12 protein-coding genes and 2 pseudogenes are annotated in these 9,548 nt (G+C 71.7%); 3 read left to right on the top strand and 11 right to left on the bottom strand.

Annotated elements, in window-relative coordinates:
- Nucleotides 1-56: 56 nt before the first annotated feature.
- From SCMU_RS09515 to hisI, 3 genes are all read right to left on the bottom strand, one after another.
- The gene (locus SCMU_RS09515; protein WP_229232725.1) at nucleotides 57-725 is read right to left on the bottom strand and encodes a Trp biosynthesis-associated membrane protein; all 669 of its coding nucleotides are present in this window, start codon (nucleotides 723-725) and stop codon (nucleotides 57-59) included.
- Nucleotides 718-2,283 (bottom strand): anthranilate synthase component I, encoded by a 1,566-nt coding sequence (locus tag SCMU_RS09510; RefSeq protein WP_229232724.1) that lies wholly within the window; start codon nucleotides 2,281-2,283, stop codon nucleotides 718-720. The genes SCMU_RS09515 and SCMU_RS09510 overlap by 8 nt, the downstream gene beginning before the upstream one ends.
- A 65-nt stretch (nucleotides 2,284-2,348) precedes the next feature.
- Nucleotides 2,349-2,720 carry a phosphoribosyl-AMP cyclohydrolase gene (hisI, locus tag SCMU_RS09505; protein WP_229232723.1) on the bottom strand — a complete coding sequence of 124 codons (372 nt, stop codon included), beginning with the start codon at nucleotides 2,718-2,720 and terminating at the stop codon, nucleotides 2,349-2,351.
- On the opposite strand from hisI, the pseudogene SCMU_RS20865 reads away from it, so the two are divergent.
- The 3 genes and pseudogenes from SCMU_RS20865 to SCMU_RS09490 form a co-directional block, all read left to right on the top strand.
- Nucleotides 2,608-3,129 (top strand): annotated as a pseudogene (locus tag SCMU_RS20865) (maleylpyruvate isomerase N-terminal domain-containing protein); the annotation flags it as partial. The gene hisI and the pseudogene SCMU_RS20865 overlap by 113 nt on opposite strands.
- Nucleotides 3,063-3,437, top strand: coding sequence for a maleylpyruvate isomerase family mycothiol-dependent enzyme (locus SCMU_RS09495; protein ID WP_229232722.1), 375 nt, complete (start codon nucleotides 3,063-3,065; stop codon nucleotides 3,435-3,437). The pseudogene SCMU_RS20865 and the gene SCMU_RS09495, both read left to right, overlap by 67 nt.
- Nucleotides 3,438-3,479: 42 nt before the next feature.
- Nucleotides 3,480-3,944: a hypothetical protein gene (locus SCMU_RS09490; RefSeq protein WP_229232721.1), complete on the top strand. Its 465-nt coding sequence runs from the start codon at nucleotides 3,480-3,482 to the stop codon at nucleotides 3,942-3,944.
- Here SCMU_RS09490 and hisF read toward each other — a convergent pair.
- The 8 genes and pseudogenes from hisF to ribD form a co-directional block, all read right to left on the bottom strand.
- The gene (hisF, locus tag SCMU_RS09485) at nucleotides 3,941-4,714 is read right to left on the bottom strand and encodes an imidazole glycerol phosphate synthase subunit HisF (protein ID WP_229232720.1); all 774 of its coding nucleotides are present in this window, start codon (nucleotides 4,712-4,714) and stop codon (nucleotides 3,941-3,943) included. The genes SCMU_RS09490 and hisF overlap by 4 nt on opposite strands.
- Nucleotides 4,715-4,726: 12 nt before the next feature.
- Nucleotides 4,727-5,576 (bottom strand): annotated as a pseudogene (gene hisG, locus SCMU_RS09480) (ATP phosphoribosyltransferase).
- Nucleotides 5,577-5,664: 88 nt separating this feature from the next.
- On the bottom strand, nucleotides 5,665-5,928 hold the full coding sequence (locus SCMU_RS09475) for a phosphoribosyl-ATP diphosphatase (RefSeq protein WP_229232719.1): 264 nt from the start codon (nucleotides 5,926-5,928) through the stop codon (nucleotides 5,665-5,667).
- Nucleotides 5,929-5,941: 13 nt separating this feature from the next.
- Nucleotides 5,942-6,415 (bottom strand): 6,7-dimethyl-8-ribityllumazine synthase, encoded by a 474-nt coding sequence (ribH, locus tag SCMU_RS09470; protein WP_229232718.1) that lies wholly within the window; start codon nucleotides 6,413-6,415, stop codon nucleotides 5,942-5,944.
- Between the two features lie 44 nt (nucleotides 6,416-6,459).
- A complete protein-coding gene (gene ribA / locus SCMU_RS20985; protein ID WP_229232717.1) occupies nucleotides 6,460-7,164 on the bottom strand; it encodes a GTP cyclohydrolase II in 705 nt (234 codons plus the stop codon).
- The gene (gene ribB, locus SCMU_RS20980; protein WP_443020296.1) at nucleotides 7,161-7,757 is read right to left on the bottom strand and encodes a 3,4-dihydroxy-2-butanone-4-phosphate synthase; all 597 of its coding nucleotides are present in this window, start codon (nucleotides 7,755-7,757) and stop codon (nucleotides 7,161-7,163) included. Before ribB ends, ribA begins: the two co-directional genes overlap by 4 nt.
- 53 nt (nucleotides 7,758-7,810) lie before the next feature.
- Complete coding sequence (locus tag SCMU_RS09455; protein WP_229232716.1) at nucleotides 7,811-8,464, bottom strand: riboflavin synthase; 654 nt, start codon at nucleotides 8,462-8,464, stop codon at nucleotides 7,811-7,813.
- Nucleotides 8,464-9,516 carry a bifunctional diaminohydroxyphosphoribosylaminopyrimidine deaminase/5-amino-6-(5-phosphoribosylamino)uracil reductase RibD gene (gene ribD, locus SCMU_RS09450; protein WP_443020295.1) on the bottom strand — a complete coding sequence of 351 codons (1,053 nt, stop codon included), beginning with the start codon at nucleotides 9,514-9,516 and terminating at the stop codon, nucleotides 8,464-8,466. Before ribD ends, SCMU_RS09455 begins: the two co-directional genes overlap by 1 nt.
- Nucleotides 9,517-9,548: the final 32 nt, after the last annotated feature.

Genomic DNA, 9,548 nt, shown 5'->3' with positions numbered 1-9,548 from the left:
GGTTCTAGTGCCATTCTGCCATCTCCGGCGGAATGTGAAGCCCATCTGGGGTCGTCTCAGCCGGTCGGGTCCTCGCCGCGGGACAGCCTGTCCCAGCCGTCGATCCCGTCGACGGATGCGCCCTCGTCCTGGACCTTGCCCCGGGTCCCCTCAGCCGCCCCTGGGGCGGGGCCGGAAGATGGGGCCGGCCGCGCGGCGTCGTACCGTGTGCGCAGCGCCCAGTGGCGCGAGGCGACGAGCAGCAGGACCCCCGAGAGGGCAAGGAGCGATCCGGCCGCTGCCGCGAGCGCCGGGTACGGCGTGAGGGTGGCCACCGCGTCGGTTCCTGCGAGGCCCGTGGCCTGGGCGATCGAGCCTTCCGCCGCGGCCCGCGGGTCGGCCAGGACGGCCGCGCAGGCGACAGCGACGCCGGCCCCGGCGAGCACGACGACTGCGGCGGCCACCGCGCGTCCGATCCGGCCTGCGACGGCGGCTGCGAGCGTCCCTGCGAGGCCCACGAGCGCGAGGGCGGACACCGAGGTCGCGGCCTTGCTGCCCTGGACGCTCAGGTGCGCCGTGCGCACCGCGGAGCCCTGGACCTCGGCGTCGACCCAGGTCTGGGTCGTGGCGCCGAAGGCGAGCAGCGCGAACACGAGCGCGATGAGCACGACGATGGACTTCTTGGCCCAGCGGGGCACAGCCTTGGGCTGGCCGATGCGGGAGCGGGCGGCGCCAGTGTCAGACATGGGCGGACCCGACCTCCGCCCCGGCGATCGTCCCGGCGGGCCTGAGGGCGGACGCCGTGTGGACGGCGCGCAGCGGTGCCGCAGCCTTGTTCACGGATTCCTGGGCCTCGGCCACCGGGTCCGAGTCCGCGACGATCCCGCCTCCGGATTGGACGTAGGCACGGCCGCCGCGCAGGAGGGCCGTGCGGATCGCGATGGCCATGTCCATGTCCCCGGCGAAGTCGAGGTAGCCGACAACGCCCCCGTACACGCCGCGGCGCACGGGCTCGACTTCGTCGAGGAGGCGCAGGGCACGGGGCTTCGGGGCGCCGGAGAGCGTTCCCGCCGGGAAGGTCGCGGCCAGCACGTCGTACGCGCTCGCGTCCGGGCGCAGCTTGCCGTCGACCGTGGAGACGAGGTGCATGATGTGGCTGAACCGCTCGACTTCCATGAACTCGCTCACCTCGACGGTGCCCGGGCGGCAGACCTTGGAGAGGTCATTGCGGGCCAGGTCCACGAGCATGAGGTGCTCCGCCCGCTCCTTCTCGTCCCCGAGCAGCTCGTCGGCGAGGGCCTTGTCCGCCTCGACGGTGGCGCCGCGGGGCCGGGAGCCGGCGATCGGGTGGGTCACGACCTGCTCCCCCGTGACGGTGACGAGGGCCTCGGGGGACGAGCCGACGATCGAGTACTCGCGCCCGGACGGGTCCTCGAGCGTGAGGAGATACATGTACGGGCTCGGGTTCATCTTCCTGAGCACGCGGTATACGTCGAGCGGCCCTGCGTCGTATTCGAGCTCGAAGCGCCGCGAGATGACCACCTGGAAGACGTCGCCGTCGTAGATGGCCTTCTTGCCACGGGCGATCGCGTCGAGGTAGCCCTTCTCGGTCCACTGGTGGACGACCTTGTCCTGGTAGTCGCCGACGGGACCCAGGACGCTCACCGCGGCCTCGGCGGGTGCCAGGAGCGCCGCGAGCATGCGCCGGAGCCTGGACACGGCGTCGTGCCATGCCTCGTCGACCCGCTCGTCGCTGTTGTCGAAGTTGATGGCGTTGGCCACGAGCATCACGGTGCCGTCGACGTTGTCGTGCACGGCGAGGTCGGTGACGAGGTTCATGGCCAGCTCGGGGAGCTCGAGATCGTCCTCAGGTGGGGTCAGGAGCTTCTCCCAGCGCCGCACAGCCTCCCAGCCGACGAACCCGACCATGCCGGAGGTGAGGGGCGGCAGCCCCTCGAAGCGCTCGGTCCGCAGCGCGGCGACGGTGTCGCGGAGGGCCTCGAGCGGGTTGCCCGCCGTCGGGACGCCGACCGGGGGCTCCCCGATCCAGTACGCCTGACCGTCACGGCTCGTGAGGGTGGCCCGGGACGCGGCGCCGATGAACGAGAAGCGCGACCATGATCCGCCCACCGCCGCGGACTCGAAGAGGAACGTCCCCGGCTTCCCGTCGGCAAGCTTGCGGTAGAGGCTGATGGGCGTCTCGGCGTCCGCGAGGACCCGCACATGGACGGGGACCACTCGGTGGTGGGCGGCGACGGTGCGGAACTCCTCGAGCGAGGGGCTGATGACTCCAAGGTCGTTCATGGGGTGCGGTATCGCTTTCGGGCTGTGCACCCGTGGGTGCGCTGGCGTGGGTGGTTCTGGGTCGCTCAGGCGGCGGGGCCGACCACGGCGTCGAGGCGCCGATCGTCGAAGCACGTCCGCGTGCCCGTGTGGCAGGCCGCCCCGACCTGGTCGACGCGCACGAGCAGGGCATCGCCGTCGCAGTCGAGGTCCACCGACTTGACCCACTGGACATGTCCGGACGTGTCGCCCTTGCGCCAGTACTCGCGCCGCGACCGGGACCAGAAGGTCACCCGCCCACTCGTCAGGGTGCGGTGGAGGGCTTCGTCGTCCATCCAGCCGACCATGAGGACCTCGTTCGTGTCGTGCTGCTGCACGACCGCGGCGACCAGGCCGGCGTCGTCCCTCTTGAGGCGTGCGGCGAGGTCGGCGGGCAGGGGGCTGTTCGGCTCAGACATCCCTCCAAGTCTAGTCCGCCTGTCAGCGGTCCTCGGGCGCGTCACGGGCGCGCGCGTGCTAGGTTCGCCAGTGATGCACTTCGTAGACCCCTCGCGTGAAGTCCTGGCCGAGACGCTGCTCGCGGCCGGCCCCGACGCACCCACCCTCTGCGAGGGGTGGCGGACGCGTCATCTGGCCGCGCACCTCTACCTGCGTGAGCACAGCCTGCGGGTGGGCCTGGGCCTGCTCATGACGTCACGGGCGAGGACGTCCGATGAGGCGACAGCCCGCCTTGCCGCGTCCCACGCCTCCGCGGCAGGCTACGCAGAGATCGTCGAGTCGTTCCGCGCCGGCCCCCCGCGGTGTCCCCGCTCAGGCTGGGCCCGCTCGACGAGGCGGCGAACCTCGCGGAGTTCTTTGTCCACACAGAGGACGTCCGGCGGGCCGGCGACCGGTGGGCGCCCCGCGCCCTGGACACCGCGTACGCGGACGCCCTCTGGGCCGAAGTGGTCAAGCGGGCCGCCTTCCTGTACCGGGGGGTCGACCTCGGCATCGTCCTGGTGAATACGGCGGGCCCGCGGCACGTTGCGAAGAGGGCGCCCGTCTCCGTGGCCATCGTGGGCGACCCCGGCGAGCTCCTCCTGCATGCCTTCGGGCGGCGTGCCCAGGCGCTCGTGACCTTCGAGGGGCAGCCGGACGCGATCGCTCTCCTGGACAGCGCGGAGATCGGCCACTGACACGCTGGCCGCACACTGTGCGGGCGGTGGCAGGATGGTGGCATGACTGACTTTGAACTCAACTGGGACACCGTCGCTCCGCTGTTCGCGGCTCTGCCCGGAGAGGACCGTGCCCTCACCCCGCGCGGCGGGGAGGGCGCTGCGGATGCGACCGTCCTCGCCATAGCGACGGGGGACATCCCGCAGCCGCCCAAGCTGCCGGAGGGCGGCGGGATCTCGGAGGCGCCCCTCGGCGCGTACGACGCCGTCGAGCTCACGCTGTTCGGCCGCCCCGCGGCGAAGGGGCACATCGCCTTCGGTGACGGCATCGCGGCGATCGGCGGCTTCGAGTTCACGGCCGACGACGCCGACGGTCGCCTCGGTGCCGCAGTGGTCTCCGCACTGGCCGAGGAGGCCTTCCTCGAGGGCGCGGAGTGGCTCGTGACCATTGTCCCGGGCGACCCGGCGAAGGTGCCGTCCTTCCTCGCCCAGGGCTGGACGGAGGCGGCGAAGCTGAGCGCGGGCTAGCGGACGGGGAAGCCCGCGGCGCGGATGGCGGCCTTGACCTGGCCGATCATGTCGACCGGCCCGAAGTGGAACATCGAGGCCGCCAGCACCGCGTCCGCACCGGCTTCGATGGCCGGCGGGAAGTGCTCGGGCGCTCCGGCGCCCCCCGAGGCGATGATCGGGACCGTGACGGCCGCGCGGATGAGGCGGATGAGCTCGAGGTCGAAGCCTTCTTTCGTGCCGTCCGCGTCGATCGAGTTGAGCAGGATCTCCCCCACGCCGCGGTCCGCGGCCTCCTTGGCCCACGCGACCGCGTCGATGCCGGTCCCCTTGCGGCCGCCGTGGGTCGTGACCTCGAAGCCCGAGGCGGTGGCCGTGTCTCCCTGGACCCGGCGCGCGTCGACGGACAGGACGAGCACCTGGGAGCCGAAGTGACGCGTGATCTCGTCGATCACGTCGGGGCGCGCGATCGCGGCGGTGTTGATCGACGCCTTGTCCGCTCCCTCGCGCAGGAGGCGGTCGACGTCGTCCACTCCCCTCACGCCGCCGCCCACGGTGAGCGGGATGAAGACCTCCTCGGCGGTGCGGCGCACCACGTCGAAGGTCGTCTGGCGGTCGGAGGACGAGGCCGTGACGTCGAGGAACGTCAGCTCGTCCGCCCCGGCGGTGTCATAGCGGTGCGCGAGCTCCACGGGGTCGCCCGCGTCGCGCAGGTTGAGGAAGTTCACTCCCTTGACGACGCGGCCGGCGTCGACGTCGAGACAGGGGATGACGCGGATTGCGACGGACATGGGTGGCCCTCCCTAGATGCGGCAGGCGTGGATGCTGCTGACCAGGATCGCGCGCGCGCCGAGGTCGTACAGCTCGTCCATGATCCGGTTGGTCTCCCGTTTGGGGACCATCGAACGCACCGCGACCCACTCGGAATCGCGCAGCGGCGAGACGGTCGGCGACTCGAGGCCCGGGGTGAGCGCGGCCGCGCGCTCGACGAGGTCCTTGCGGATGTCGTAGTCCATCAGGACGTACTGGCGGGCCACGAGGACGCCCTGGAGGCGGCGGATGAGCACGTCGATCGCCGGGAGGCTGTGCCCGGTACGGCCGATGAGGACCGCCTCGGACTGCAGGAGGGGCTCGCCGAAGACCTCCATGCCGGCGGCCTTGAGCGTGCTGCCCGTCTCGACGACGTCCGCGATCGCGTCCGCGACGCCGAGCCGCACCGAGGACTCCACGGCGCCGTCGAGGCGCACCACGCGGGAGGCGGTGATGCCCCGCTCGCCGAGATAGTGGCGGACCAGCCCGTCATAGCTCGTGGCGATGCGCTTGCCCTCGAGCTCCTCGAGTGCGGAGAACGCGCCGACGGGGGCCGCGAAGCGGAACGTCGAGGCCGCGAAGCCGAGGCTGAGGAGCTCTTCGGCCTCGACCTCGGAGTCGAGCAGGAGGTCGCGGCCCGTGATGCCGACGGTCGAGCGTTCCGCGGCCCACGTATACCGCGATGTCGCGCGGGCGCAGGTAGAAGAACTCGATGTCGTTGTCGGGGTCGACCATGACGAGCTCGCGCCCGCCGTCGCGGCGCTGGCGGTAGCCGGCCTCGGACAGCATGGACGTGGCGGCTTCGGAGAGGGATCCCTTGTTCGGGACGGCAACACGGAGCATGGGGTGCTTTCTGGGCGGAGAGAGAACGTGAGGGGCGGCTGGCGCCGCGGGCCCGCTGTGCAGCCAAGGCCGCCGGCGGGCGCCGCGGCTACAGATGCCGGTACACGTCCTGCAGCGTGATTCCCTTGGCAAGCATGAGCACCTGGAGGTGGTACAGGAGCTGCGAGATCTCCTCGGCGGCTTCTTCGTCCGTCTCGTACTCGGCGGCCATCCACACCTCGGCGGCCTCTTCGACGATCTTCTTGCCGATGCCGTGCACTCCGGACTCCAGTTCGGCGACGGTGCGCGATCCGGCCGGGCGCTTCTCGGCCTTCTCGCTGAGTTCGGCGAACAGTGTCTCGAAATCCTTCACACGTTCTACCCTACTAGAGCGATCGGAGCGTTACGGCCGTCAGGAGTGCGGCCGTGGTCGCCTCGTGGCCCTTGTCCTCCTTCGAGCCGGGCAGCCCGGCTCGATCGATCCCCTGCTCCTCCGTGTCGCACGTCAGGACGCCGAAGCCCACCGGGACGCCCGTCCGGACACTCACGTCGGTCAGGCCCACCGTGGCGGCCTCGCACACATACTCGAAGTGGGGGGTGCCGCCGCGGATCACGACGCCGAGCGCAACCACGGCGTCGTGGCTGTCCGCGAGCTTCGTGGCGGCGACCGGGAGCTCGAAGGTCCCGGGCACCCGGACCACGGTCGGGGCTGCGATGCCGGCCTCCGAGGCGGCGCGGAGGGCCCCGGCAAGGAGGCCGTCCATGATCTCGGTGTGCCAGCTGGCCGCGACGATCGCAAGGCGCAGCTGCGCGAGGTCGGGGTTGTCAAGGGACAGGGTGGGGGCGCCGTGGCCGCTCATGCTCGAGGTTCCTTACGTAGTGGTGGTGGAAAGTGCGGAAGGGGTCAGTCCGTGTCGCCGGCAACGCGGAGGCCACCGTGGAGGTCCAGGCTCAGGAGGTGCTCCATGCGCTCCTTCTTGGTCTGCAGGTAGCGCAGGTTCTCCGCGCGGGAGGGAACCTCGGTGGGGACCATCTCGACCACGCGGACGCCCGACTTGGCCAAACGCCTCTTCTTGTCCGGATTGTTGCTCAGGAGCCGGATGCTCGTCAGGCCCATCTCCGCCAGGATCCCCGCCGCGGCCTTGTATGAGCGCGCGTCCACGGGCAGGCCCAGCTGCTCGTTGGCCTCGACCGTGTCGAAGCCGGCTTCCTGGAGGGCGTACGCCTTGATCTTGTTCGCGAGGCCGATCCCCCTGCCCTCCTGACCGCGCAGGTAGAGCAGCGTGCCGCCCTGTTCCCGGATCAGTCCGAGGGCGTACGCGAGCTGCTCTCCGCAGTCGCAGCGGTAGGAACCGAAGACGTCCCCGGTGAGGCATTCCGAGTGGAGCCGCACGAGAGGAGCGAGGCCGCCCCGGGGCGGGGCGGGCGAGCTCACCGCAAGATGCTCGGCGCCGGTCTCCTCGTCGATCCACGCTTGGGCGACGAATTCGCCGAACGCGGTCGGCAGCTTCACGACGGGACCGCCCGTGACGGCATGCCGGCCCGGCGCGTGTGCTGACGCGTGGGCCGCACCGTGGGCTGGGTCGCCGGGCGAAGGACTCTTGCTCATCGGTCTCCTCCTTGCGCGGCCCGGGTCGCGGCCACGTGGTCGACGAGGTCCTCGATCGAGATGAGAGGGCACCCGTGGGCGTCGGCGAACTCCCGCAGCGCGGGAAGCCGCATCATCTCGCCGTCGTCATGGACCACTTCCGCGATCACCCCGACGGGGGCGAGCCCGGCGAGCCGGCACAGCTCCACCGCCGCCTCGGTGTGGCCCTGACGGACCAGTACACCCCCGTCAACTGCCCGGAGGGGGAATATATGCCCGGGCCGGGTGAAGTCCCCGGGGACCGAGGCCCCGTCCGCGAGCGCGGCGACGGTCTTGGCACGGTCGGTCGCGCTGATGCCCGTCGAGATCCCGCCGCGCAGGTCGCACGAGACGGTGTACGCGGTGCCCTTGGCGTCCTGGTTGTCCTCGACCATGGGCGGCAGTTCGAGCCGGTCCGCGGTCTCGCCCGGCATCGGCACGCAGATGACCCCGGACGAGTACCTGATGGTCCAGCCCATGAGCGCCGGGGTCGCGTGCTGGGCCGCGAAGATGATGTCGCCCTCGTTCTCGCGGTGCTCGTCGTCGACGACGAGCACCGGGCGGCCCTCGCGCATGGCGTCGACGGCGGCCTGGACGGGTTCGAGGCGGATGTCGTTCACGAGGTGCGTCACAGCTGGCCTCCCTGAGCGTGCGCGTCCAGAGCCTGTGGATCCTGGGCGCCGAAGGCGAGCAGCCTCGCCGTGTACTTCGCGAGGACGTCGACCTCGAGGTTCACCGCTCCCCCGATCGGCTTCGTGCCGAGGCCCGTCTCCGCCAGAGTTGCCGGGATGAGCCCCACCTCGAACCACGCTTCCTGCTCGGCCGGGCCGCTCACCGCGGTGACCGTGAGGGACACGCCGTCCACAGCGATCGAGCCCTTCTCGGCGACGTACCGCGCGAGGTCGGAGGGCACCGAGAAGCGCAGGCGATTCCAGTGGGCGAGGGGCTCGCGTTCGAGCAGTGCACCGACGCCGTCCACGTGGCCCTGGACGACGTGCCCGTCCAAGCGGCCGCCGGCCGGGACGCAGCGCTCCAGGTTCACCCGGTCCCCCGGCGCGAGGGCGCCGATGGTGGTGCGGGCGAGGGACTCCCCCATGACATCCACGGTGAAGCGGGCGCCGTCGTTCGTCACGGCCGTCAGGCAGCAGCCGTCCACGGCGATCGAGCCTCCGAGGGGCAGGTCGCGGGCGAGGGTCGGCGCGGTGAGGGTGAGGACGGCGCTGCCGTCGGCCAGGCGCACGTCCTCGACGGTGCCGCGCTCGGCGATGATTCCGGTGAACATCAGTGGGTCTCCTTGAGAGGGGTGTCGTGGGGCGCGGCGTCGGGCCGCGGCGCGGGAACGAGGTGGAGCCTCAGGTCGGACCCGAGGCGGCGGACGGCACCGCCGTCGGACTCGTCCCAATGCCAATGCTGCGCGTCGGCGAGCGTGCGGACGCCGAGGTCGGTCACGGCGTTCTTGCCGGATCCGAGGATCGTCGGGGCCTGGTAGACGATCAGCTCGTCGACGAGGCCCGCGCCAAGGAACGCGGCGATGATGCGGGCACCGCCCTCCACCATGACGTGGCGGACTCCGAGTCCGAACAGGTGCTCGAGCGCCGCGGCCGGCTCCTGGGTGCGCAGGTGGACGAACCGGCCGTCGTCGCCGCGCACGGCGGCGTCGGCCGGGACCTCGCGCAGCCCCATGACCGCACGCAGCGGCTGGCTGGCCGCGAGCCCGCCATCGGCGGTCCGGGCGGTGAGCCTCGGGTTGTCCACGGCCACGGTCTGGCTTCCGACGAGGATCGCGTCGATCCTGCCGCGGATGGCGTGGTTGTCCGCGAGGGACTCGGGGCACGTGATCCACTGGCTCGTGCCGTCCTCGGCAGCGATCCGCGAGTCGAGCGTCTGGGCGAGGTGGAGCGTCACGAACGGGCGGCGCGCCGAGACCGCACCGAGCCACCGCCGGTTGATCTCAGTGGCCTCGGCCGAACGCGCGCCGCCGAGGACCTCCACGCCCGCGGCGCGGAGCGTGCCGGCCCCGCCGCTCGCAGCGTCATGCGGGTCGTCGATCGCGTACACGACCCGGGACACTCCGGCCGCGATGAGCGCCTGCGCGCACGGGCCCGTGCGGCCGGTGTGATTGCAGGGCTCGAGCGTGACGTACATCGTCGCGCCGGCGAGGTCGACCCCGTCCCGTATCGCGTTGGCGATCGCGTCGGCCTCGGCGTGCGCGGTGCCAGCGCCTCGGTGCCAGCCCGTGGCCAAGACGGTGTCGTCGCGGCCGACGGCGACCGCGCCCACGAGCGGATTGGCGCCCCTCACGCCGTGCCCGGCGAGGGCCAAGGCCTGATCCATGAACGCCAGATCCGCATCGCTGATCCTTGGCG

This window comes from Sinomonas cyclohexanicum, assembly GCF_020886775.1.
Lineage (GTDB): Bacteria > Actinomycetota > Actinomycetes > Actinomycetales > Micrococcaceae > Sinomonas > Sinomonas cyclohexanicum.
Note: the sequence above shows the minus strand (reverse complement) of the source record. Positions and strands in the feature narration are given on the sequence as shown.

What these genes read in the sequence shown, in the direction of transcription:
- SCMU_RS09515 (WP_229232725.1), bottom strand. Translation starts at nt 725, where the DNA reads ATGTCTGACACTGGCGCCGCCCGCTCCCGCATCGGCCAGCCCAAGGCT.
- SCMU_RS09510 (WP_229232724.1), bottom strand. Translation starts at nt 2,283, where the DNA reads ATGAACGACCTTGGAGTCATCAGCCCCTCGCTCGAGGAGTTCCGCACC.
- hisI (WP_229232723.1), bottom strand. Translation starts at nt 2,720, where the DNA reads ATGTCTGAGCCGAACAGCCCCCTGCCCGCCGACCTCGCCGCACGCCTC.
- SCMU_RS09490 (WP_229232721.1), top strand. Translation starts at nt 3,480, where the DNA reads ATGACTGACTTTGAACTCAACTGGGACACCGTCGCTCCGCTGTTCGCG.
- hisF (WP_229232720.1), bottom strand. Translation starts at nt 4,714, where the DNA reads ATGTCCGTCGCAATCCGCGTCATCCCCTGTCTCGACGTCGACGCCGGC.
- ribH (WP_229232718.1), bottom strand. Translation starts at nt 6,415, where the DNA reads ATGAGCGGCCACGGCGCCCCCACCCTGTCCCTTGACAACCCCGACCTC.
- ribA (WP_229232717.1), bottom strand. Translation starts at nt 7,164, where the DNA reads ATGAGCAAGAGTCCTTCGCCCGGCGACCCAGCCCACGGTGCGGCCCAC.
- ribB (WP_443020296.1), bottom strand. Translation starts at nt 7,757, where the DNA reads ATGCGCGAGGGCCGCCCGGTGCTCGTCGTCGACGACGAGCACCGCGAG.
- SCMU_RS09455 (WP_229232716.1), bottom strand. Translation starts at nt 8,464, where the DNA reads ATGTTCACCGGAATCATCGCCGAGCGCGGCACCGTCGAGGACGTGCGC.
- ribD (WP_443020295.1), bottom strand. Translation starts at nt 9,516, where the DNA reads ATGGATCAGGCCTTGGCCCTCGCCGGGCACGGCGTGAGGGGCGCCAAT.